This window comes from Nocardia rhamnosiphila NBRC 108938 (genome assembly GCF_000720425.1).
Classification (GTDB): Bacteria; Actinomycetota; Actinomycetes; order Mycobacteriales; family Mycobacteriaceae; genus Nocardia; species Nocardia rhamnosiphila.
Genome location: NZ_JOAJ01000009.1, coordinates 140,837 through 163,955, shown reverse-complemented (window position 1 = coordinate 163,955; position 23,119 = coordinate 140,837). Strand labels below are relative to the sequence as shown.

The window sequence follows — 23,119 nt, the reverse complement described above, 5'->3', positions numbered from 1 at the left end:
CGGTTACGGCTGCCACCAAGGCCGCAGTGGCACCTCGGGCCGCCCGGCGGATCCGAGTTTCACGCCCAGTACCTGGTGCAGCTGCACCACATTGCGTTCGAAACCGAGCCGGCTGCCCGCCATATACAGGCCCCACACCTTGGCGGTGCCCTCGCCGGCCTCGGCCACACAGGCATCCCAGTTGGCGACCAGGTTCTTGCACCATTCGGTGAGAGTCAGCGCGTAGTGCTCACGCAGGTTCTCCTCGTGCAATACTTCCAGGCCGACGTTCTGGATATCGCTGATGATGCGACCGGAGCCGATGAGTTCCCCGTCGGGGAACACGTACCGGTCGATGAAATCGCCGGCCTTGGTGGTGCGGGTGTTGTCCGGCCGCGTGATGCAGTGGTTGAGGAAAAGACCACCCGCACGCAGCTTGCTCTGGATGAATCCGAAATAGTACGGGTAGTTCTGGACACCGATGTGCTCGGTCAGTCCGATCGAGGACACCGCGTCGAACTCGGTTTCGGTGATGTCGCGGTAATCGGAGTGGCGGACCTCGGCCAGCTCGCCGAGACCGTCCTCGTCGATCTTGCGCTGCGCCCAGGAGGCCTGCTCGGCCGAGAGCGTGGCACCGATGACCCGGACTCCGCGCGCGGCGGCGTACCGGACCATGCCGCCCCATCCACAGCCGATATCGAGTAGGCGATCGCCCTCCTTCAACCGCAGTTTTTCGAAGACCAGCCGGTACTTGTTCTCCTGTGCCTGCTCCAGCGTCCAGTCCCGCTCGCCGTAGCACGCACAGGTGTATGTCATCGACGGGCCGAGGACATACTCGTAGAACGTGTTCGAGACGTCGTAGTGATGGTGGATGACCTCGGCGTCGCGGGCCTTGGAATGCCGCAGTCCCTCCAGGGCGATCCGCCGCCAGCGCGGCAGTGTCTCCTGCGGGGGTGGCGGGACCGGGCGCAGCCGCTCCCAGCCCAGCGAGCGGGCGATCGCCACCAGCGACAATGCCGACGGACGTTTGAACTTCAGGTCCGTCATGGCGGCGAGGATGGCATACGGGTCGCCGGGGTGCACCCCGGCCGCATCCATATCGCCGGATATGTAGGCGCGGGCCAGCCCGAGGTCACCGGGCGCATTGGCGAGATAGTTGATTCCGCGCGGATTGCGGATATCGAGTGCGAATTCGGAATCCACCGGGCCGGTGGTGCTGCCGTCGTAAGCGGTCAGCTTGATGGGAACATCGCCGTCGACCAAGGTTTCGACAACCTCGGCGATGCTGAGCCGGGTGCCCAGGTCCGCGAAAGCATCGGATCTATCCTTGAATGTCGTCATCTGCGTTGCACCGCCTTCGAGTACAGATCCAGCAGGCGCTGGCCGGGATCGTAGCGTTTCTTCAATGCTTTGTAACTTTCACCGCCGTAGAGGGCGGCAAATTCCTCGGGCTCGTAAAAGGAGTCCGAGTACAGGGATTTGTGTCCGTCGAATTCGGTGACGGTTTTTTCGATGGCACGGTTCGCCGCGCCATCCAACTGCCCGGGCGATTTCGGAACCGCCGACCAGAAGCCGATATTCACATAGGTGCGACCGGGTCGCAGCGGGTACAGCGGCCAGGGGCGATCGCTGTCCGGGGTGCCGGAATCGCGCAGCCGCAGCGGGCACAACCAGATGGGTTCGATGGGGATTTCGCGCAGGAACCACTCCACGAAATCGGCGGTGCGCTCCACCGGGACCTCGATGTCCTGCACCACGCGCTCCTGCGGCGGCTCACCTTTCCGCGCGGCCAGCTTGTCACCGATGTTGTAGCGGTGATCCAGCGCGATCAGCTTCCAGTAGAAGCTGCTGCGCCGGTAGCGTTTCGGCCAGAAGCGGCGGACCTTCGGGTTCTGCGTCCCGAAGGCGCGCGAGCACCAGAACCAGTCGGTGTCCCATCGCCAGAGATAGTCGTGGACGGTCAGCCGGTCACGCTTGGGCGCCGGGCCGTCGTGCTGGATGGAGCGGTAGTAGATATCCATTCCGGTGTAGTCGCTGACCGGGCCCGGTTCCTCGGTCTGCCGGCCCAGCGTCAGGTAGCTTTCCCCGGCGCTGAATACCACCCCGTCCAGGTAGTCGACCCGCTCACCGTCATGGCTGCGGTCCAGTACGACCTGCTCGAGGACCGACTCGAGTTCCCGCAGATCGTGGAACCGCAGGTGGCGCAACTCCACATACGGCAGCACCGGTTCCAGCTCGATCTTCAGGCGGGTGGTGTAGCCGAGCGTGCCGTAGGAGTTCGGGAAACCGCGGAAGAGTTCGGCGTCGGCCCCGTCCGGGTCGATGGTGACGATCTCACCGGCCCCGGTCAGCACCTCCATCTCCAGCACCGATTCGTGGGGCAGACCGTTGCGGAAGGAGGTCGATTCGATCCCGAGCCCGGTCACCGCGCCACCCAGGGTGATGGTCTTGAGCTGCGGCACCACCAGCGGCGCCAGGCCGTAGGGCAGCGTGGCGGCCACCAGTTCTTCGTAGGTCGTCATCCCCGCGACCTCGGCCGTTTTCGAATCAGGATCGACCTCGATCACCCGGGTGAGGCCCGAGACGTCCAGCCCCGGTGCCGTGTTCTTCGCCCGCGCGCGGAAGAGATTGGAAGTCTTCTTGGCCAGTCGCACATCGGCGTCGTCCGGGATGGCACGATAGCTCGCGAGCAGGCGATCGACGCCTGCCCGATATGCAGCGAACCCGGATTCATATGCGGCCGGACCGTGGCCGGCCTTCCCCAACAGACTCATTGCCACGTCTAGACGCTAGCCCCACTCGGTCTCGAGCGGCCACAGCGGGGGGATTGTCGGTGGCGAAATGTCACATATCCGTTGCATCGTGTTCGAAGAACTGTTCACCCGGGTTGACCGCTATTCCTGAATTGTCGGTATTCATACGAACTCGTGCGCGAAGGGGATAGGTACCGGATACGGAGACGTTCAGGGGACTTGCTTGTGAAATGTGAGGGTTGAACGCGATGACGGTGGTGAGGAAGCACGTTCGATCGCGGCGAGGGACGGTGGGGTTGTTGCTTGTGAAGGTGGGTGGTCGGCCTGCTCGTGAAGGTGAGGGCCGTCCCGTCGTTCAGCGCCCGAAGTGCATGCGCCGCAGGCGCGGGTCTCGGGCGCTGGACGACGGGACCAAGGGGCCCTCGACCCCGCGCGGTCGTAGGCGGCGCCGATAATAGAGCCGACAACACATCCCGATAAGGAGTTCACCGTGGGACAGGTCAAGGCCGGCAGTTCGATCGAGGTCGCCGCAGACCCGCAGCGCGCGCTGGCGGCGGTCACCGATTACACGGAGGTGCGCCCGAAGATCCTGTCGGCGCACTACCGCGACTACAAGGTGGTCGAGGGTGGGCAGGGCGACGGCACCGTCGCCGAATGGACATTGCAGGCCACCGAGAAGCGAGTGCGCAATATCCGCGCCCAGGTCTCGGTCGCCGACAATGTCGTCACCGAGAAGGACGCCAATTCCTCGCTCGTCAACACCTGGACGGTGGCCCCGGCCGGATCGGGTTCGACCGTCACCCTGGAGACCACCTGGCAGGGCGCCGGCGGTGTCAAGGGCATCTTCGAGGGCATCTTCGCCCCCCTCGGTCTGCGCAAGATCCAGGCCGAGGTACTGGCGAACCTGAAGCGCGAACTCGCCTGACGGGCCGCGTCCGGCCGGGCGATCGCCGGCAGCGGATATCCGATCCGTGCCGGTGACCGTCCGGCCGGTGCCCGTGTGGTGGGCCGGTACGGCGGCATCGGCCGGCCGGTCTACCGGCAGGCCTTCCTCAGGCGAGGACGAACGACAGCATCACCGGGGTCCGGTGTTCGCCACGCCACCAGGAGTAGCCGAGCCATACACCGGGCACGACCTCCCGGATCTCGTCGTAGACCTGCGGCGTGATCGCGGGTGTGTAGTCGAGCACCCAGGTCGGTTCACCGTCCTCCCGGGACGGAGCCAGATAGACCTCGGCCGGCCAGCCCGCGATATCGGCACCGGTGACCCGGTTGGTCAACCGGCCGCCCTCGGGCCCGGTGTCGAAGGTTTTGCCGAGCCAGAACGTGGGCGCGATGGGTTCGGCGACAGAACTCGAGGTCACCCAGCCGTTCTTCACCCCGGACGGCACCGCGCCGGCCTGGGCGGCCAGGTAGATCTCGGCGTGCTGCCGGGCGGTGCAGTGCGAACGTAAGGATTCGACGGTGACCGCCGGTGCGGCCGGATCGATGACGCAGCCGTTGCCGTGGTCGGTTACCTCGTGGGGATCGGCTTCGGCGGTCGCCGCGCGGAACACGCCGGATACCATGATGAGCGCACCCAGCAAATATCCCTTGGACACAGTTTGCTCCAGTAACAATCAAGATTTCGGCACGGCGCAATCACACCGGCGAAGTCGATCTTAGGGCGGCGTCGGGTGGCGGCGGAATCGGCGGCCGAGGCGGTCTAGGCTGAATTGTGACCCGTCCGTAGAGAGGAATCCCGTGCAGCCCGATGGTCAGTTCGATATGCAGCAGTTGCTCCAGCAGGCCCAGCAGATGCAGGAGCAGGTGATGGCCGCGCAGGCCGAGATCGCCGCGGCCGAAGTGGACGGCCAGGCCGGCAACGGTCTGGTCCGGGTGACGATCAAGGCGACCGGCGAGGTGCAGTCGCTGACGATCGCCCCCGAGGCGGTCGACCCCGAGGATGTGGAAACCTTGCAGGACCTGGTGATCGGCGCCGTCAACGATGCCATGGCCAATGCCCAGCAGCTGGCGGCCGAACGACTCGGACCGCTGGCCGGCGGCGGCGCACCGGGTCTGCCCGGCTTCTGATCGCGCCGGGGAATCGCGGTGTACGAGGGTCCGGTCCAGGATCTCATCGACGAGCTGGGGAAACTCCCCGGTATCGGCCCCAAGAGCGCGCAGCGGATCGCGTTCCATCTGCTGCAGGTGGAACCGCCCGAACTCGACCGGTTGCAGGCGGTATTGCAGAAGATCCGCGACGGTGTGCGCTTCTGCGCGCAGTGCGGCACGGTCGCCGACGGCGAGCTGTGCCGCATCTGCGCCGACCCGCGCCGCGATCGCAGCATGATCTGCGTGGTCGAGGAACCCAAGGATGTACCGGCGATCGAGCGGACCCGGGAGTTCCGGGGCCGCTATCACGTGCTGGGTGGCGCGCTCGATCCTTTGAGCGGGGTGGGCCCCGAACAGTTGCGGATCCGGGAACTGCTGACCCGCATCGGCAGCCAGGACGACGGGGTGGATGTCACCGAGGTGATCATCGCCACCGATCCGAACACCGAGGGCGAGGCGACGGCGACCTATCTCGTCCGGATGCTGCGTGATTTCCCCGGGCTCACCGTCACCCGGCTCGCGTCCGGACTGCCCATGGGCGGCGATCTGGAGTTCGCCGACGAACTGACCCTGGGCCGGGCGTTCTCCGGCCGCCGCGCGCTGTGAGGACCGCCGCGACCAGGGTCGCGGCGGTCACAGCGTCAGCGGTTCCCAGGTGAGCCGGTCGAGCCGGGTGCGGTCCTCACGCGCCCAGTCCCAGATGAGGCCGGCGACCGTATCCGGGCCGGTGACGCTGGTGGTGAAATGCCGATCGGCTCCACCGTCGCGGTATTCGAGGGTGTACTCGTCGGCGGATTCCCGGTAGGTCTGGATGTAGATCTCGGGAGCGCGTTCCACGATCAGGTACGGGTTGGGATCGATGAGTTCGTGTGCCCACAGGGTGGCCAGTGTTTCGGTCAGGTACGGGAACTCTCCCGCCCCGCCGTGGGTCACCGTCACCGGGATATGCCCGGCAGGGTCGATCAGCCAGGTCAGCTGCGGATCGTAGATCGCGTAGTTCCGCGGTGTCGCCAGCTGGAACAGCAGATCCCGGACGAAACCGATTGCGTCGTAGGGACTGGGCACGGGCAGCATGGCCCCGGTCGGTGTTCCCTCCAACGGCGTCACGCTCAGGAAACTGTCCTCCTCGGGTAACTCCGCGTTGCGCGCGCCGAGTTCGGCCGCGATGGCCGCGATCTCCGCTGTCGCGGGGAGTCCCTGCTGAGTGGTGAGATACGCGTCGACCTCCGCGGGAGTGACGGCGACACCGGACGGCAACAGCACATGGTCGTAACTCACCAGGGGAGTTTATTGCCCTGCCCGAGGACGCCGAGACCTCGGGCTCCGGGCGGCCTCAGGCGCGCAGGCGTTCGCGCCGCAGCTGGTCGACTTCGGGGAGGTCCAGCGGGGGCAGGGAGTCCACGCCGAGGGCCTGGCACAGCAGGTGGTCGGCGAGTTCGGGGTTGCGGGCCAGGGCGGGGCCGTGCATGTAGGTGCCCAGGACCGAGCCCTGCACCACGCCTTCGAGTCCGTCGCCGACCCCGTTGCCGATACCTCGGGTCACCCGGGCGAGGCCGGTGGCGTCCGGGCCCAGGGTGGTGCCGCCGCGATGGTTCTCGAACCCGGTGAGCGGTGCGGACAGGCCGGTGAGCAGCGGGTTCGTCGTCACCTCGCCGATCGCGCGGGTCTGTTGCGGGGAGGTGGTGGCGTCCAGCAGGCCGACGCCTTCCACCCGTTCGCCGCTCGAGGTCTCGTACCACCGGCCGAGGACCTGGATCGCCGCACAGATCGCCAGCACCGGGGCGCCGCGCCCGGCCGCGTTCTGCAGTCCGGGGTAGCGCAGCAGATGGCGGGTGGCCAGGCGCTGGGCGGAGTCCTCGGCGCCGCCGAGGGTGTAGATGTCCAGTGAGTCCGGCACGGGGTCGGGGAGGGTGATTTCCACGATCTCGGCGTCGATATCGCGCAGCCGCAGCCGCTGCCGCAGGACCAGCGCGTTGCCGCCGTCACCGTAGGTGCCCATCACATCGGGCAGCACCAGGCCGATGCGTACGGTCGAATCACTCATCGGTTCCGCTCCTGGAGGTCACGGTTGAGGTCGCGGAACGCGGTGTAGTTGGCGAGAACTTCGACCGGGCCCGCCGGGCAGGACGCGATGGCGCGTACGGGGTCCGCGACGGTGGTGTGCGTGACCCCGGCGTAGGTGAGGCGCACCGCGAGGTCGGTGGCGCGTTCCCCGGCGGCGACGACGTGCACGTCCTCGAAATGCTCGAACCGCACATCCCACAGCCAGGACAGGTCCTCGCCGTCGGGTACCTGGCCGTTCACCGCGATCACCAGCCCGGAGGCGCTGTGGTCGATCATGGACAGCGCTTCCTGCCAGCCGGCCGGGTTCTTGGCCAGCAACAGCCGGGCGGCGTGTTCGCCGACCTGGACGGTGCGGTAGCGGCCCGCGATCTCACGCACGGTTCCGGTGGCGGCGCAGGACTGTTCCGTATCGGCGCCCAGCGCGACCGCCGCGGCGACCGCCTGAGCCGCGTTGCCCCGGTTCGCCCGGCCGGGCAGCGCCAGCCGCAGCGGCAGCCGGACGCCGTCGGGGCCGCAGAGTTTGTCGCCGTCGAGCCACCAATCCGGCTGGGGCCGGGCGAAATCGGTACCGGTGCTGTACCAGTGGGTGCCCTCCCAGAGGATCGGCTCCCCACTGCGCGGACAGCTGGTGGCGTCCATGGCCCAGCCGCTACCGGCGGCGACCCACACCACATTCGGATGGTCGTAGGCGATGGAGGTGACCAGGACATCGTCGCAGTTGGCGATGACGACGGTATCCGGATGCCGCGCCAGACCTGAGCGCAGCCGGCGTTCGATCATATTGATCTCACCGACCCGGTCCAGCTGATCGCGGCTGAGGTTCAGCAGTACGACCGCCTCCGGTTTGAGGGCGTCGGTGACATGCGGAAGATGCAGTTCGTCCACTTCGATCGCGGCCAGTCGCGCGTCCCGGTGGACATTGAGCGCCGAGACGATCCCGGCGTCCATATTGGCGCCGTCGGCCTGCGTGGCGACCTCGCCCAGCGTGCTGAGCGCCGCGGTGGTCATCCGGGTGGTGGTCGATTTGCCGTTGGTGCCGGTGATCAGCACGGTACGCCGCCCGCGGCCCAGCTGCTTCATGATCTGCGGGTCGATCTTCAGCGCGAGCAGCCCGCCGATCATCGACCCGTTGCCACGGCCCGCCTTGCGGGAGGCCCATGCCGCCGCGCCGGCCACCCCGAGGGCCAGCCGCCCCCGCACCGATATCTCTGCCACGCCGGGCAGTCTAGTGACCCGTCGCGCGCGTCCTCGCGCGGCGCGGGCAGTCGGCCGGGAAACGAAAAGGCACAGGGGCCCGGAGCCGGATATGGCTACCACTTCGGTTCGACAGGATCGGCCGGACTACTTCGCGGTCGTTTGAGCATTTCGATGTCCCGGTCGAAGACCGCGCGTCTCTCATAGGCTGCGTCGACGACTGGATCGCCGGGTCCGGCGCCGGTCCGGCGGATATGGTTCGCGAGGCGGTTGTCGAGCCAGCGGCGTTGCTCGGTTATGCGTTCTCGCGCGGCCGTGCGTTCGGCCGGGGTGCCCTCGCGTGCGATCGTTTCGTTGTTGAACACTCTCCACCGGGTACCGGTGTCGTCGAGTGTCCGGCGCAGTTCCGGTGTCGGCTCCCGGGGCAGCAGCACATGGTCGATATCGCTCACGCTCACTCCGCCGTGTATCTGTGCCTCCACGTAATCGGAAGCGGTGAACGAAGGTGTGTGGTACTCCCGATCCATCGTCAGCAGCGGGCGGTCCCAGACCGTGGTGGGGACCGGCAGACCGTCGGCCTCGGGAGGAAGCCCCAATGGCTTCTGAAGTGCTCCGAAGGATTCGGGCTGGGGATTGAGGATATGGGAGGGGAACGTCGATTCCCGGTAGTTCCAGCTGTCGCCCACGGTGAAAGTGGTCCGTTGCAGTACCTCCGGTTTGAAGACCACCTGCACTTCGCCGTAGGCGCTGAGGAGATCACTGTCACCGATGCCCTGCTTCCACTCGGAATCCGCCAGCCTTTCGAACCAACCGAGCCCGTGCGGTCCTGTAGCCGCGGCATACTCTCCATTCACCATCACATAGCCGTAAACCGGGCGCCGGTCGTCGGGCAATATCTTTCGTTCGTAGCCGAACCAGGTGTGTTCCTGCCAGGCCCGCCCCTCTACCTTCGCACCACCGGCGGATTTCCCGGTTTCGAATTTCGTCTTGAACCGTCCGTCGCGTAGGACGGCCTCCAATACTTCGGGCCCGACCCGAGTCGCGACCGGTCGGCCGGCCAGGAGACGTCGCAGATGAGCGGTGACGTCTGCGCGTAACCGCGTGGGGTCCACGCCCCGGGCAGTCGCGATATCGTCGAGTCTGCGATTGATGGCTGTCAGATGTCTCAGGGTCTCCAACTCACGCGGGGACAGCTCTGAGGTGCGGTCCAGTGTGTTCCAGTACACGGCCGACTCACTCTCGCGGCGCGCGGTCCTCATGCGCTCCAGGAGCTGGAATGCTCGATCGGTGGGCACCGGGAACGGCACGATTCGGTCGGCGGCTGGTAGGTCGCGGGCCCAGATCATGACCTGTGTCGGGTCGTCGACTGTTCCGGGCCAGTACCGCAGGTGGTTGATCGTCGTTTCCGTGCGATGCCGGTAATTCGTTGCGCCGTTCTTGAATATCGTGGCGAGTTCACCGGAGACTCGCTGATAGATGCTCGGCAGCGCTCTGGAAATCATGGGGACCGGTCTCGCACTCGGGGCCTGATGTGGCTTTCGACAGCCCGGTCGCTACGGGAGCAACCCGAGTCGGTGCACGTTCGTCACCGCATGGATCGTAGAGGGATCCCCCGCTTCCCGTGCCGCATCGGCTCTGGTTGTGGGCACGGTCGGCCGTTCATCAGATCTGCACGTCGAAAACGTTCGGCCGTCCCGCCGCGTAGGCGTCGGCATCGGCCAGTCGCAACGGTTCGAGTTCGGGTGCTCGCCAGAGGGTGTAGGTGGGGCAGCGGGGTGCGTCCGAACCGGTGACCTCCAGGAGCGCGTTCACCGCTGCCCGGGCCGATTCGTTGGCGCCCTCCATGGTGGCCAGGTCGATATTCGTGCGCACGTAATCGCCTGCCAGATAGAGGTTCTCGACACCGCCGTGCGGTTCGGGCCGCAGCTCCCACGAGCCCGCGGTGTTGATCAGCAACGGGTCGGCGTTCGCGTTCTCACCGCGTGCGGCGTTCCAGGTGATCCCCGGGTCGAGGAACCAGGAGTGCAGGTCGGCATCACCCAGTACCTGATCGCGGTCGTTGAGGTGCGCGAGGATCTGGGCCCACGTCTCCTTGGCGATCTCCTCGTGGGTGCATTCCTTCGCGGTCTTGCCGAACAGGATGCCGGGGGTGTTCCAGTCGGAGATGTCCACCGACAGGCAGTCGAGTACCGTCCCGTCGCCGTATTGGTCCAGTTTGCGCGACCACAGGCTGTTCTGCGCGATGGAGGTGAGCGACCAGGGTGAGTCGATATAGGCGGCGTGACCGCTGCCCAGCCCGGGCCGGTGCCGCAGGTAGAACTGGATACCGCTCATCCAGTCGGTGAACAGCCGGCTCATCGACGCCAGTTGCGGCCAGGCGGAGAGGATGTCGGCGTTCCACAGATCCCGGGCGCGTTCGGCGGGCAGCGCCACGACGAAGTGATCCGCCGTCACCGTTTCGGCCGCCCCGGATCCGGTGACGATCCGGGCGCCGGTGATGCGCCGGTCCCGGACCTCCAGCCCCCGCACCTCGGCGCCGACTTCGAAACGGACGCCCAGTTCGCGCAGCCGCGCCACCCAGGGGTCGATCCACGCGATATTGGTGGGACCGTCGAGTACTCGGTCCAGGTCACCGTCGTGGCCGATCTGCATCGGGTTGCCCAGGAACTGTTCGCCCATCGACCCGATCGTGCGCACACTGGCCAGTTCGTCCTTGGCCGCGACCAGCAGGCTGGTGAGAGTGCGCGAGACCAGCGCGCGGAACTCGTGCGACCGGGCGTGGGCGCCCACGAAATCCGACCAGGATGTGTGCTCCCACTGGCCGAAGCGGCGCGCGTCGCAACTGGTGTTGAAGACCAGCAGCCGGTTGGCGAAGAAGAGGCCCTCGGCGGGCGGCATCTTCAGCGTGGTGGAGATGACCGAGGCCACGCTTTCCCGCATCCCCTCGGCTGACGCGGCGTCCACGCGGCCGAAGCCGAGCGGCGCACGGATATCGTCGGCATCGGCCCGCGCGAACCGGGCGTCGGGGACGCCGACCAGGTTGTCCCATACTCCGTTCGCGTTCCCCTCGAACGGGATCCGCCGCATGGTATCGGGAATATGCTGGTAGAAGCCGGGAAAAAAGCGGAAGCCGTGTTCGCCGGGCAGATCCGGCCGGCCCTCGGTCCCGGTGCCCGGCACCGGCATACTGCGTGCCTTGCCGCCGAGCGCCCGGCGTTCGTACACGGTCACCTCGAAGCCGCGTTCGGCGAGTTCGTGGGCAGCGGTGAGCCCGGCGACGCCGCCACCGAGTACAGCGACCCGTGCGGTGGTCCGGGCTCGGGCGGTGGTGCCGGGTAGTGCGGCTACGGCCGCTGCCCCGATGCCCGTGGCCGCGGTGGCGCGGAGCACGGTTCGCCGGGTGTACGCGCCCACCCCGGCAGATCGACCTGGAACCTTCGTGGCACCCGACGCGGGCCACCGATGCTCTGCCATGTTGTCTGCCGCTGCCTAACCCGGGGTAGCTGTCTCGATCGCGCCAACTTTAAACGGGTTCCGGCCGCGCCGGTGCACCGACCGCGCGATCGATGCGGCGACGCCTCACCTGACAGCGGGTTCCAGCGTCCGCGGCGCACCGATATCCGCTGTCGCGGGCAGACCGTCCGTCTCGCCGGACGGCTCCGGGGGAGTGGTCTTCCGGGCTCCGGCCGTCGCCGCGAACGCTCCGGCGATCACGATCACCCCGCCGATCAGACTCGCGGGCGCCGGTGTCTCGTCCAGGAAGATCCAGGCGGCGGTGAATCCGACCACCGGGACGAGCAGTGACAGCGGCGCGACACTGCCCGCCGGGTACCGGCTCATCAGATATGTCCACAGACCGGAACCGACGATCGTGCCCAGCACCACGATGTAGACCAGGCCGGCGAGTGCGGGCCAGCCGTCGGCCGAGAAGGTGCCGGCCAGCGCCCGGACGCCGGTGGTCGGGCCTTCCCAGAGCAGCGAGAGCGCGAAGAGGGGCAGCACCGGCACGGCGGTGATCCACAGCGTCAGATGCAGCGGATTGGTGCCCGGCGATTCCACCCCGGCCTGACGTGCACCGAGATTGCCCAGTGCCCAGCCGAACCCGGCCGCCAGCGTGAGCAGCACCGGCAGCAGAGCGGCGTGCGCGAACTGGTTCCAGCCGATGACGGCCATCCCCGCGACCGCGACGGCGAGTCCGGCGATCTGCACCGGCCGCAACCGCTCACCCAGTAGCAGCGCCCCGAGCAATACCGTGAACGGCGCCGAGGATTGCAGGACCAGTGAGGCCAGGCCGGTGGGCATGCCCACCCGCATGGCGGTGAACAGGAACGCGAACTGCAGCATTCCGAAGCCCGTGCCGTACAGCAGGAGCCAGCGCGTCCGAACGGCGGGGCGCGGGATGAACAGCAGCGCCGGTATCGCGATCACCGCGAACCGCAGTGCGGCGAAGAAGAACGGTGGCAGATGGTCGAGTCCTACGCGGATGCCGAGGAAGTTGAGACCCCACAGGAGAATGACGGTCAGGGCGATCATGCGGTCACGGGGGGTCACCCGATAATCATGGGATGATTCGACCTGTCAGCACAAACGAATTGTTATGGATTGATGATTTAGTATCGCTTAATGGTTGGTGCGCATGCGTCGCTGTCGGTGGAACGGCTCCGTATCCTGCGCGAATTCGCCGACCGCGGCACGATCGGCGCGGTCGCCGCCGCCCTGTCCATGACTCCGTCGGCGGTGTCACAACAACTCAAAGTGCTGACCAGGGAGGCAGGCGTCACCCTGCTCGAACCGAGCGGCCGCCGGGTCCGCCTCACCGACGCCGGGCACGCCCTCGTGGTGCGGGCCGACGAGGTCCTGGCCGCACTAGAGCGCGCAGTCGCGGAGATGGCGCACTATCGCGGGTCCCCGCACGGACAGGTCCGGGTGGGAGTGTTCCCCTCCGGCGGCGCGCTGCTCCTGCCCCATGTACTGCCCGCGATGGCCGGCAGCGGGGTGGACATCGTGGCCGGTGACGAGGACGTGCCGCCGCACGAGACACCCGGTCTGCTCGCCGACTACGACATCGTGCTGACCCATCGCGACGAACGCGCCGCACCGGTCGCGGGGCCACGGGTGAGCTCCCGGGTACTCATGCGCGAACCCATCGACGTCCTGGTGGCGCCCGACCATCCGCTGGCCGGAAAGGACGCGGTCACGGCCGAGGAACTGGCCGAGGAGGCCTGGCTGAGCGTGCGCGGCGGCTTCCCGGTCGACGATGTGCTGCGCTCGATCGCCACGATAACCGGTGTGGAGCCGCGAATCGTGCAGCGACTGAACGATTTCCGGATGATCGAAACGCTGGTCGGCGCCGGATACGGCGTCGCGCTCATGCCCCGCTACGTCGTCACCCACCCGGGGTTGTCCCAGCTGCGACTGTCCGGGGTGCGTGCGGCCCGCCTCTACGACCTGGTCACCAGGCCGCGCGCCGAGAACCGTCCCGCGATCGCCGCGGTACTGGACTCGTTCACGGCGGCGGCCCGGCGGGTCACCGCCGAACCGCCGCCCGGGACCGATCAGTAGCGGTTGCCGTACGGATAACCGTCCACATTGGCGAAATCGTCGGCGACCATCGCGGCGAGCTCCAGCAGGGCCTGCCGGGTCGGTTTGCTCACCAGCTCCAGATCGATTTCGGCGCCCTCGGCGAGATGGTCGTCGAACGGCACCACCTGGACGGCCCGTGTGCGGTCCAGAAAAAGCCGGCGCAGATGGTCCAGATTCACCGAGGTGGACCCGCGCCGGGACGCGTTGACCACCACCACGGTCTGCTGCACCAGATGCGAATAGCCGTGGTAGTCCAGCCAGTCCAGGGTGGCCGAGGCGCTGCGGGCACCGTCGATGGCGGGGGAGGTCACCAGGACCAGCGAACTCGCCATATCCAGCACCCCCGACATCGCCGAATGCATCAGTCCGGTACCGCAGTCGGTGAGGATGATGTTGTAGAACGACTGCAGGATGCCGATGGCACGCCGGTAGTCGGCCTCGCTGAACGCCTCCGATACCGCCGGGTCCTGCTCGCTGGCCAGCACCTCCAGCCGGCTCGGCGACTGCGAGGTATGCGCGCGCACATCCGAGTAACGGGTGATGTTCTGGTCTTCCAGCAGGTTGCGCACGGTGGAGCGGGTCTGGCGGGGGACCCGGTGGGCGAGAGTGCCCAGGTCGGGGTTGGCGTCGATCGCGATCACCCGGTCACCCCGCAACGATGCGAAAGTGGCGCCCAGTCCGACGGTCGTGGTGGTCTTGCCGACCCCGCCCTTGAGGGAGAGGATCGCGATCCGGAAATCCCCGTAGACCGGTGCGTTCACCCGGCCCACCAGATCCCGGTGGACGACATCGGAGGCCGATTCACCCGGGTTGATCGCCCCGCGCGAGACCTTGTGCACCGCCCGCCGCCAACCGCTGCGCGGCGCCTTACGAGCTCGTTTCAGCAGATTCAGGTCGTTGACCGAATTACCGAGCTGACCCGGCTCGGGCATCTGGCGCGGTGCGAACTGCTGCTGCCCGGGCTGGCCCTGCGGACCCGGTTGGCCGGGCTGCTGGTACTGCTGCTGGGGCGGCTGCTGTGAGACCGGCGGCCGACCGGGATCGCCCCAGGCGGGAGGCTGGAACTGCCCGGTCGGCGGATTGTGCGCGGCCGGGGGCGGTGCCGGCTGGTACTGCGGCTGCGGTACCGGTGGCGGCGCGGCCGGCATCGGAGGCGGAGCCCAGCTGTAGATCGGCCCGCCCGCTTCGCTCTCCGGCGCGGGCGGCGGTGCGTAGCCACCGGGGGGTTGGGGGGCCGGTGGTGCGTACGGTGGTTGTTCCGCAACCCCCTGTCCCGGAAAGAGGTTCGGATCCTGTTGCGAATACTGCCCGGTCGGCGGACCCGAAACCGCGAAGGGGTCGGGCGGGTTCTGTCCCGGTCCACCGGGCTGGAACTGGCCCGGGGCCGGCTGTGCGAACTGTCCGCTGCCGTGCTCGGTGTTCGGGGCCTGGAACTGCCCGGCATCGGGTTGCGTAAATTGCCCGCTCCCCGGGCCGGTATGCGGAACCTGGAACTGACCCGGTTCCGGTTGCGGGAATTGCCCGCTGCCGTATTCGGTGTTCGGAGCGTGGAACTGCCCGGTGTCCGGCTGTGCGAACTGCCCGGTGTCCGGCCCCGCGAACTGGCCCGGCCCGGCCTGGAACTGCGGGAACTGTCCGCTGCCGTATTCGGTGTTCGGGGCCTGGAACTGCCCGGGGCCGGCCGGTGCGGCGTCCGCGCCGGGCCCGATGTTCGCCGGCTGGAACTCGTTCGGATCCGGTTGCGGTAACTGTGCGCTACCCGGAGCCGGAAACTGCTCCGGGGCAGGCGCACTGAACGCCCCGCCGGGTACCGGCGGGGCGAATTGGTCGAACGGGGCGTTTCCGTAGAGGGCGCCACCGTCGGCCGGTGCCTGCGGTGGGGGCGCGAACCCGTTGCCGTCCGGCCAGGGCGGGGTGCCCGGTTCGGCCGGGCCCGCGGCCGGGTAGCCGCCTTCGGCGCCGCCGTCGGCCGGCGCCGGGGTCGCGGAATCGGTGGTGCGGGCAGCTTCCGGGTCGCCGGGAGCCTCTTGTTCCGGGGACTTGTCCGGGGTTTCGGTTTCCGTGGCCGAATCGGTCTCGCCGGGGCCGGTTTCCGTGGGCGGCGCTTCGGCAGACACCTGCTCGGTGGGCTCGCCCGGCTCGGCGAGCGGCTCCGGTTCGTTTCGCGCCGGAGCCTCGGGCGGTACAGCCTCCGAGTCGCCGCCGCGGCCGGCGGTATCCACCGGTTGACTCGAGGGCCAGGGCTGGGAAGTCGGATCGTGTTCGTCAGTAGTCACAGTTCCCCCATCTGCTCGGGATTTTCGAGCAGAGAGCTCGGCGGCGTGGAGTCCGGACCAACGCTAGCAGGTACGCGAAGGTTCGCATGCCGGACGGTTTACCACCGATGAGGCCGCCGTCACCGGTACCGGTGACGGCGGCCTGAACAGCGGTCGCGGGTTACTGCTTCTGGGCGGCCCGGTTCACGGCCGAGACCACGGCGCGCAGCGAAGCGGTCGTGATGGAGGTGGCGATACCCACGCCCCAGACGATCCGGTCGCCGATCGCGCATTCCACGTAGGCCGCGGCCTGGGCGTCGTCGCCGGCGGACAGTGCGTGCTCGGAGTAGTCGAGCACCTCCACCTGATAGCCGACCGCGGCGATGGCGTCGACGAAGGCCGCGAGCGGTCCGTTGCCGCTGCCGGTGACCTCCTGCTCGACCCCGTCCACCTTGACCACCGCGGTGATGCGGTCGGTGCCGCCGTCGGTCTCGGCCGCGGTGACCTTCTGGCGCATCCGCTCCAGCGGCCGGATCGGGGTCAGGTACTCGTCGGCGAAGGCGTCCCACATCTCCTTGGGTGTGATCTCACCGCCTTCGCCGTCGGTGATCTGCTGGATGGCCTGTGAGAACTCGATCTGCAGCCGGCGCGGCAGGGCCAGCCCGTGATCGGTCTTCATGATGTAGGCCACGCCGCCCTTGCCGGACTGCGAATTGACCCGGATGACCGCCTCGTAGGTGCGGCCCACATCCTTCGGGTCGATCGGCAGGTAGGGCACCTCCCAGGAGATATCGTCCACATCGGCGCCGGCCGCGTCGGCGGACGCCTTCATGGCGTCCAGGCCCTTGTTGATCGCGTCCTGGTGGCTGCCGGAGAAGGCGGTGTAGACCAGGTCGCCGCCGTAGGGGTGGCGCTCGTGGACCGGCAGTTGGTTGCAGTACTCCACCGTGCGACGGATCTCGTCGATATCGGAGAAGTTGATCTGCGGGTCCACGCCCTGGGAGAACATGTTCATGCCCAGGGTCACCAGGCAGACATTGCCGGTGCGCTCACCGTTGCCGAACAGGCAGCCCTCGATACGGTCCGCGCCGGCCTGGTAGCCCAGCTCCGCGGCCGCGACCGCGGTGCCCCGGTCGTTGTGCGGGTGCAGCGACAGCACGATCGAATCGCGGCGGGCCAGGTTGCGGTGCATCCATTCGATGGAATCGGCGTACACATTGGGCGTCGCCATCTCGACGGTGGCCGGCAGGTTGATGATCAGCGGCTTGTCCGGGGTCGGGGCGATGATCTCGGAGACCGCGTCGCAGACCTGCTTGGCGTATTCCAGCTCGGTACCGGTGTAGGACTCGGGGCTGTACTCGTAACGCCAGTTGGTGTCCGGGTAGCGCTGCTCGGTCTCCAGACACAGCCGCGCGGCGTCGGTGGCGATCTTCTGCACGGCGTCGCGGTCGGCGCGGAACACCACCCGTCGCTGCAGGATGGAGGTGGAGTTGTAGAAGTGCACGATCACGTTCGCCGCGCCGGCGCACGCCTCGAAGGTGCGCTCGATCAGTTCGGCACGGCACTGGGTGAGCACCTGGATGCTGACGTCGTCGGGGATGGCGCCGTCCTCGATGATCTCGCGGACGAAATCGAAATCGGTCTGGCTGGCGGACGGGAAGCCGACCTCGATCTCCTTGTAACCCATCCGCACCAGCAAATCGAACATCCGGCGCTTACGGGCGGGGCTCATCGGGTCGATCAGCGCCTGATTGCCGTCGCGCAGATCGACGGCGCACCAGGCGGGCGCTCGGTCGATCACTTTGTCCGGCCAGGTGCGGTCCGGCAGCGTGACCGGCTCGACTTCCTCGGCGAACGGGCGATAGCGGAAGACGGGCAGGGACGAGTTCTTCTGCTTGTTCCACGCGGGCTGGTCGGCGGGCGCGGGTTTGGCGGGCGCGGTGATGGTGCGCGTGCCGGATACGAAGGCGTCAGCGGGTGACATGCGATTTCTCCGTGGGTGAGATTGTTTCCCGAAATGGGTCGACCGGCGCGGCGGAACCCCGCGACGGGAAGCCGGTCCGATCAGACCCCGTCGCGGCGGCTGAGAAGAAGTGCCCGCTGCATGACCCGTGCGAGTCTACCTCCTCTGGTGTCGGGCCTGCGGAGGCGGTCCGGAGGGCCGGTACTTCACAGTGCGGCGCGGTGCTGCCGCCGGAGACGGTCGCCGTGCCGTGGGCGGGTGCCGGTGGCGCGGTGTCGCGATCGTCGTGAAGTTATTCGCCGGGCGCGTCGCGGCTGTTTCGCCCCACCGGGCGCGAGTGGACCGCGCCACCTCCCACCGACCCGTCCGGCCGCGTCGCGCGGAGCGCGACGGACGCGACCTCCGCACGGCGGGGTCGCCCGGACCCGTCGCGATCTGCGGGACGGGCAACCGCTAGCGTCCCCTCAGTATTGCGAGTGACCGGACGCCGGTCCGGAAAGGTCGAGGGTTCGAGCATGACTTGGCTGGAGATGCTGGCCGTTTTCGGCGCGGGTATCGCCGCGGGTGGCATCAACACTGTCGTCGGGTCCGGGACTCTGATCACTTTCCCGGTACTGCTGGCAATCGGCCTGCCGCCGGTGACCGCGAATGTGTCCAATACGGTCGGACTGGTGCCCGGCTCGCTGAGCGGGGCGATCGGCTACCGGCGGGAACTGTCCGGGCAGTGGGGCCGGGTGCTGCGCTACAGCTCGGCGTCGCTGCTGGGTGCCGCGGTCGGCGCGGTCCTGCTGCTGACGCTGCCCGCCGGCGCGTTCGCCGCCATCGTGCCGGTACTGATCATTGTGGCGCTGGTACTGGTGGTGGTGCAGCCGCGGCTGTCGGCGTGGGTCCGGGAGCGGCAGGGCGAGGCCGAGAACGTGCCCCCGCACGGCGGCCCGATTCTGCTCGCCGCCATCTTCGGCACCGGTATCTACGGGGGTTACTTCGGCGCGGCCCAGGGTGTGCTGCTGCTCGCGCTGCTCGGGGTGTTCGTGCACGAGGACATACAGCGCCTCAATGCGGTGAAGAATGTGCTGGCCCTGCTCACCAATGGCCTCTCGGCTGTCATTTTCATCGCTGTCGCCGAGGTGGATTGGCCGGTCGTGGCCCTGATCGCGGCCGGCGCGATCATCGGGGGACAGCTCGGGGCCAAGGTCGGGCGGCGGCTGCCGCCTGATGTGCTGCGCGCGGTGATCGTGGTCGTGGGCACCATCGCGGTTGTCCGGTTGATCTTCGGCTAGCGCCCCCGGAGCCGAATCGGCCTCCCCGCCACGACTGTTCACGCCGGTCGATTCTCGGTACCATCCGTGCGCTGTTGCGTTATCAGAGAGGTGTGCTGGGGTGGATAGGCGTGCCCTTTTCAAGGCCGCGGGGGCGGCTGCTCTTATCGGTGCGGTGGGATCGGCGGTCCCGAGAGCGGAGGTGGGTCTGCCGCGGGCCGCGGCGGAGCCGATCTGGCACGAACTGTTCGCACAGTGGGTTCCGGAGATCTTCGGTCCGGTGCCGGCGCCGCCCGAGCACACCGAGGCCATAGTGATCGGTTCCGGCTTCGGCGCGGCGGTCAGCGCCTTGCGGCTGGCCGAGGCCGGCGTCCCGACCACAGTGCTGGAACGCGGCTCCCGCTGGCCCAACGATCCGTGGCGGGAAATCTTCACCGGCGACGACCTACCCGACGGCCGCGGTTTCTGGCATACCACCAGCTTCACCGGCGTGACCAAGGTGCCGATGCAGTTCGCCGATTTCGGCGGTGTGCTGGACTGCACCCGTTTCCAGGGGATCGATGTCTGGCGCGGCGCCGCGGTGGGGGGCGGCTCGGTGATTTTCACCGGCGCGATGATCGCGCCCGAACGCCGTTTCTTCGACCATGTCTTCGGCGGTGTGGTCGACTACGGCGAACTGGACGCCGTGTACTACCCGCGAGTGCGCGCGAAACTGCGGCTCGACCAGATGCCCGAGGACATCTACCGGTCGGCGCCGTTCACCCATTCCCGGGCCTGGGACGACCAGGTGCGTAAGGCCGGGTACCGGCCGGTGCCCAACGATTCGATCTTCACCTGGGATGTGCTGCGTGGCGAACTGGCGGGGACCGTGCGGGCCTCGGCGACCGCCGGGCGTAGCAATCTCGGCAACTCCAACGGCGCTAAATTCGACCTCAACCAGAATTATCTGAAGGACGCCGAGGCCACCGGGAAAGCGAAGATCTACCCGGGCCACCGTGTCGATACGATCGCCCAGGAAGCCGACGGCCGGTTCGTGGTCACGGTGACCCACCTCGCCCCGACCGGCGCGATCCGCGGAAAACGGACCCTCACCTGCGACAAACTGTTCCTGGGCGCGGGTTCGGTGGGCACCTCCGAATTGCTGGTCCGGGCCCGGGCGACCGGCACGCTGCCGCGGCTCAACGAACATATCGGCGACGGCTGGGGCACCAACGGCGATGTCGTGCTCGCGCGCGGGGCGAGTTCGGTCGCGGGCAACGGGCAGGGTGTGCCCAGCGCCAGCCGGATCTTCGACGACACCGGTACGGCACTGTCCCTGGAGAACTGGTACATCCCCGGGATCCCGTTCGAAACGGGTGCGCTGGCCTCCCTGGCGATGGTCCTCGATCCGACCCGCGCGCGGTTCGGTTACGACCCCATTTCCGGCGGTGTCGGATTGAGCTGGCCGCGGCGGGCACAGGACGAGGTGACGGCGGCGGCGCGTGCGGTGGACCGGCGTATCGCCGAGCGGGCCGGTGCGCTGGCCGAGTACAGCGCCCTCGGATACGACGCCAACGCCCAGTTCACGGCGCATCCGCTCGGCGGCGCGGTGCTGGGCAGGGCGACCGACTCCTATGGCCGGGTGCACGGGCATCCGGGCCTGTACGTCATGGACGGCGCGGCGATCCCGGGGAGCACGGGCACCGTGAACCCGTCGCTGACCATCACCGCGCTGGCCGAACGCAATATGGAGGCGATCATCCGCGCGGGTCGCTGACCCGGCGTGAACGGCGGCGGTGACCGCGCTACCGGAATACCCCGGTCGCCCGCCGGGCGAGTCCTGCTGAGTGGTGCACCCGCCGCTGACCGGCGCCGTACGCGGGCCATGTGCCGGGGCGGCGGGTAATACTGGGCGGCGATCTTTCGGCGTCGAAGGGAATGCAGGTGTCAACACCGTCGTCCACGGAGTCCGGTCCCGGGTACGTACCCGAAACCCCCGAGCCCGAGAGTTTCCCCCGGAAACCGCCCGCCCTGTGGACCGATTTCGTCATGCTGGCGCTGGCCGCGATCTCGGTCGTGCTGGTGTGCTGGATCACTTTCTTCGAGGTCGCACCCGAGACCTACCGGGTGATCGTCGGGGTCGACTACGCCGTCTGCGCCGTTTTCGCGATCGAGTTCCTGTGGCGCTGGCGCCGGGGCGGTTGGCCGTGGACCTTCCCGTTCGTCTACTGGTACGAAGTCGTCGGCATGATCCCGGTGGCCAGTCCGTTCTTCCGGGCATTCCGGTTGCTGCGGATCGTGGTGATCCTGGTCCGGCTGGCCCGCGTCGCCGACCGGGTGTTCGGTGATCGCGTCACCGCCGCGGTGATCAACCATTCGGTGGGCACGATCGTGGAGGTCATCAAGCGCCCGATGACCATCGCGATCATGGAGGAGGTCACCGCGGTCCTGCGGACCGGGCATTACACCCGTAATATCGCGGCAGCGCTGGAAGAGAACCGCAGCGAACTCGACGAGATGATCGTCGAGATGATCAAGAACGATCCGCAGACCGGCCGCGTCCGCTACATCCCGTTCCACGACGAGATCATCCGCCTGGTCGCCGACACCGTCTTCCGGATCCTGTTCCAGGTGCTGGCCGATCCGCGCACCGATGAACTCGTATCGGACATGATCCGGGAGAACGTGGACCAGATCCGCGAATCTGTGCGCACCGGGGTCAAGGTGTCGCCGTCGGCTTACGGTCCGACCGCACATCACCTCACTGCCCGTCACCTCACTCGGCGGGATGTCTGATGTGGTCGCGGGTCTCCGCGAATCGCAGAGTCTCCCAGCCGATGAGCGCGGTCAGGACCGCGCTCAGCACGGCCAGTGCCGCGAGGGCCGGTAGTTTCGCGGCGAGCGGGGTGAGTGCGCACAGTGCCACCGCGGTGACCGGCCGGAGCCATCCGGTCCGGCCCGTACCGAACCAGCCGAATCCGATCAGCCCCACCAGGTAGAGGACCACTCCGCCGTACAGCGCGACCAGCGGTATGCCGGTCAGCGCGTCGGTGAGCGTGTGCTCGCTCTCGTCGCCGACGTAGGACAGCACCTTCTTGAGGCCGAGCGAGAGGGCGATGATCCCGACGATCATCGGGAAATGCCAGAAGGTGTAGCAGGTCCGGGCGATCTCGATCTGCCGGGCGCCGGTGGCCGCCCGCAATGCGCGTTCGACCCGGAGGGCATCGGTGTCGAAATAGGCCCACCACAGCAGACCCGACACCATGAGCCCGAGCATGGCCGCGACCACGATCGGCCAGGAGACGGGCAGCCCGGCGACACCGATACCGATGGCGACGATGGATTCGCCCAGCGCCACGATGATGATCAAGCCGTGCCGTTCGGCGAAATGCGCGGGGGAATTCAGCCGCCAGTTGTTCCCCGCGAAATGTGTCCACAGATAGTCGCCGCCGATTGCCGCGATCCAGAGGCAGATCTGGATGGTGCCGCGGGTCTCGGCGGCGATCACCAGGAGGGTGGTGCCCACGGTGATGGATCCGAGCGCCCAGCGCAGCACCTGTCCCCGCAACTGGGCGTCCGCGGCGCTGGCCAGCCAGAACATCGCGAGATGGACCAGCCGGACAAGCAGGTATGCCATGGCGAAGACCAGCGGGCCGTACCAGCCGCCGGGCAGGTCGTCGAATGCTTCCGGAATCGCGATGGCGGCCAGAAAACCGCCGCCCATGGCGACGAACATGGCGACCCGGGTCACCCCTTCGTCGGCCCGCACCACATTGCCGAGCCAGGCGTAGTCGATCCACACCCACCACAGCACCGCCAGGACCAGCAACGAGCGCAGCATATTGACTGCCGTGGGCTCCGCGGCCGCCAGATCGGTGACCATCGTGAAGGCAAAGACCAGGACCAGGTCGAAGAACAGTTCCAGCTGGGTGACCGAGGCGTTCTCGCCCATCGGCTGGATCCGGCCGCGTCGCGTGAGACCTGGCATGGGCCCTA

The 23,119-nt window shown here is 67.9% G+C and carries 19 protein-coding genes; 7 read left to right on the top strand and 12 right to left on the bottom strand.

The features are described 5' to 3' along the window. Positions 1-3: 3 nt before the first annotated feature. Both IG75_RS0127535 and IG75_RS0127530 read right to left on the bottom strand, forming a co-directional pair. On the bottom strand, positions 4-1,320 hold the full coding sequence (locus tag IG75_RS0127535; RefSeq protein WP_030524249.1) for a class I SAM-dependent methyltransferase: 1,317 nt from the start codon (positions 1,318-1,320) through the stop codon (positions 4-6). After that, entirely contained in the window at positions 1,317-2,753 is a 1,437-nt protein-coding gene (locus IG75_RS0127530; RefSeq protein ID WP_030524248.1) for an FAD-binding oxidoreductase, read from the bottom strand. The genes IG75_RS0127535 and IG75_RS0127530 overlap by 4 nt, the downstream gene beginning before the upstream one ends. 469 nt (positions 2,754-3,222) lie before the next feature. Between IG75_RS0127530 and IG75_RS0127525 the strand changes: the two genes are divergently transcribed. Continuing rightward, positions 3,223-3,657: an SRPBCC family protein gene (locus IG75_RS0127525; protein ID WP_030524247.1), complete on the top strand. Its 435-nt coding sequence runs from the start codon at positions 3,223-3,225 to the stop codon at positions 3,655-3,657. A gap of 127 nt (positions 3,658-3,784) precedes the next feature. On the opposite strand, the gene IG75_RS0127520 is transcribed toward IG75_RS0127525, so the two are convergent. After that, entirely contained in the window at positions 3,785-4,333 is a 549-nt protein-coding gene (locus tag IG75_RS0127520; RefSeq protein WP_245713252.1) for a hypothetical protein, read from the bottom strand. Between the two features lie 142 nt (positions 4,334-4,475). On the opposite strand from IG75_RS0127520, the gene IG75_RS0127515 reads away from it, so the two are divergent. Both IG75_RS0127515 and recR read left to right on the top strand, forming a co-directional pair. Then, the gene (locus IG75_RS0127515; protein WP_030524245.1) at positions 4,476-4,805 is read left to right on the top strand and encodes a YbaB/EbfC family nucleoid-associated protein; all 330 of its coding nucleotides are present in this window, start codon (positions 4,476-4,478) and stop codon (positions 4,803-4,805) included. 18 nt (positions 4,806-4,823) lie between these two features. Then, on the top strand, positions 4,824-5,432 hold the full coding sequence (gene recR, locus IG75_RS0127510; RefSeq protein WP_030524244.1) for a recombination mediator RecR: 609 nt from the start codon (positions 4,824-4,826) through the stop codon (positions 5,430-5,432). Between the two features lie 27 nt (positions 5,433-5,459). On the opposite strand, the gene IG75_RS0127505 is transcribed toward recR, so the two are convergent. The 6 genes from IG75_RS0127505 to IG75_RS0127480 all read right to left on the bottom strand — a co-directional run bounded on the left by IG75_RS0127505 (position 5,460) and on the right by IG75_RS0127480 (position 12,635). Beyond that, positions 5,460-6,104 (bottom strand): hypothetical protein, encoded by a 645-nt coding sequence (locus IG75_RS0127505; protein WP_030524243.1) that lies wholly within the window; start codon positions 6,102-6,104, stop codon positions 5,460-5,462. A 55-nt stretch (positions 6,105-6,159) separates the two neighbouring features. After that, on the bottom strand, positions 6,160-6,870 hold the full coding sequence (locus tag IG75_RS0127500; protein WP_030524242.1) for a type 1 glutamine amidotransferase: 711 nt from the start codon (positions 6,868-6,870) through the stop codon (positions 6,160-6,162). Then, positions 6,867-8,105: a Mur ligase family protein gene (locus IG75_RS0127495; RefSeq protein ID WP_030524241.1), complete on the bottom strand. Its 1,239-nt coding sequence runs from the start codon at positions 8,103-8,105 to the stop codon at positions 6,867-6,869. The genes IG75_RS0127500 and IG75_RS0127495 overlap by 4 nt, the downstream gene beginning before the upstream one ends. Before the next feature lie 95 nt (positions 8,106-8,200). Then, a complete protein-coding gene (locus tag IG75_RS0127490; RefSeq protein ID WP_030524240.1) occupies positions 8,201-9,586 on the bottom strand; it encodes a hypothetical protein in 1,386 nt (461 codons plus the stop codon). A 160-nt stretch (positions 9,587-9,746) separates the two neighbouring features. Beyond that, on the bottom strand, positions 9,747-11,498 hold the full coding sequence (locus IG75_RS0127485; RefSeq protein ID WP_030524239.1) for a hydroxysqualene dehydroxylase: 1,752 nt from the start codon (positions 11,496-11,498) through the stop codon (positions 9,747-9,749). 165 nt (positions 11,499-11,663) lie between these two features. Further along, complete coding sequence (locus IG75_RS0127480) at positions 11,664-12,635, bottom strand: EamA family transporter (RefSeq protein WP_051714960.1); 972 nt, start codon at positions 12,633-12,635, stop codon at positions 11,664-11,666. Positions 12,636-12,728: 93 nt separating this feature from the next. Between IG75_RS0127480 and IG75_RS0127475 the strand changes: the two genes are divergently transcribed. Beyond that, a complete protein-coding gene (locus tag IG75_RS0127475; protein ID WP_036515426.1) occupies positions 12,729-13,646 on the top strand; it encodes a LysR family transcriptional regulator in 918 nt (305 codons plus the stop codon). On the opposite strand, the gene IG75_RS40430 is transcribed toward IG75_RS0127475, so the two are convergent. Beyond that, a complete protein-coding gene (locus IG75_RS40430; RefSeq protein ID WP_246872182.1) occupies positions 13,640-15,943 on the bottom strand; it encodes a MinD/ParA family ATP-binding protein in 2,304 nt (767 codons plus the stop codon). The genes IG75_RS0127475 and IG75_RS40430 overlap by 7 nt on opposite strands. Before the next feature lie 160 nt (positions 15,944-16,103). Next, positions 16,104-17,906: a 2-isopropylmalate synthase gene (leuA, locus tag IG75_RS0127465; protein WP_030524235.1), complete on the bottom strand. Its 1,803-nt coding sequence runs from the start codon at positions 17,904-17,906 to the stop codon at positions 16,104-16,106. Between the two features lie 494 nt (positions 17,907-18,400). On the opposite strand from leuA, the gene IG75_RS0127460 reads away from it, so the two are divergent. From IG75_RS0127460 to IG75_RS0127450, 3 genes are all read left to right on the top strand, one after another. Beyond that, positions 18,401-19,165, top strand: a complete 765-nt coding sequence (locus IG75_RS0127460) for a sulfite exporter TauE/SafE family protein (RefSeq protein ID WP_030524234.1) — start codon at positions 18,401-18,403, stop codon at positions 19,163-19,165. A gap of 100 nt (positions 19,166-19,265) precedes the next feature. After that, on the top strand, positions 19,266-20,900 hold the full coding sequence (locus tag IG75_RS0127455; RefSeq protein WP_030524233.1) for a GMC oxidoreductase: 1,635 nt from the start codon (positions 19,266-19,268) through the stop codon (positions 20,898-20,900). A 161-nt stretch (positions 20,901-21,061) separates the two neighbouring features. Further along, positions 21,062-21,919 (top strand): ion transporter, encoded by an 858-nt coding sequence (locus tag IG75_RS0127450; RefSeq protein ID WP_051714959.1) that lies wholly within the window; start codon positions 21,062-21,064, stop codon positions 21,917-21,919. On the opposite strand, the gene IG75_RS0127445 is transcribed toward IG75_RS0127450, so the two are convergent. Further along, the gene (locus IG75_RS0127445) at positions 21,900-23,111 is read right to left on the bottom strand and encodes a low temperature requirement protein A (protein WP_030524231.1); all 1,212 of its coding nucleotides are present in this window, start codon (positions 23,109-23,111) and stop codon (positions 21,900-21,902) included. The two genes, IG75_RS0127450 and IG75_RS0127445, sit on opposite strands and share 20 nt — an antisense overlap. Between the last annotated feature and the right edge of the window lie 8 nt (positions 23,112-23,119).

What these genes read in the sequence shown, in the direction of transcription:
- IG75_RS0127535 (WP_030524249.1), bottom strand. Translation starts at nt 1,320, where the DNA reads ATGACGACATTCAAGGATAGATCCGATGCTTTCGCGGACCTGGGCACC.
- IG75_RS0127530 (WP_030524248.1), bottom strand. Translation starts at nt 2,753, where the DNA reads ATGAGTCTGTTGGGGAAGGCCGGCCACGGTCCGGCCGCATATGAATCC.
- IG75_RS0127500 (WP_030524242.1), bottom strand. Translation starts at nt 6,870, where the DNA reads ATGAGTGATTCGACCGTACGCATCGGCCTGGTGCTGCCCGATGTGATG.
- IG75_RS0127490 (WP_030524240.1), bottom strand. Translation starts at nt 9,586, where the DNA reads ATGATTTCCAGAGCGCTGCCGAGCATCTATCAGCGAGTCTCCGGTGAA.
- leuA (WP_030524235.1), bottom strand. Translation starts at nt 17,906, where the DNA reads ATGTCACCCGCTGACGCCTTCGTATCCGGCACGCGCACCATCACCGCG.
- IG75_RS0127460 (WP_030524234.1), top strand. Translation starts at nt 18,401, where the DNA reads ATGACTTGGCTGGAGATGCTGGCCGTTTTCGGCGCGGGTATCGCCGCG.
- IG75_RS0127450 (WP_051714959.1), top strand. Translation starts at nt 21,062, where the DNA reads ATGCAGGTGTCAACACCGTCGTCCACGGAGTCCGGTCCCGGGTACGTA.
- IG75_RS0127445 (WP_030524231.1), bottom strand. Translation starts at nt 23,111, where the DNA reads ATGCCAGGTCTCACGCGACGCGGCCGGATCCAGCCGATGGGCGAGAAC.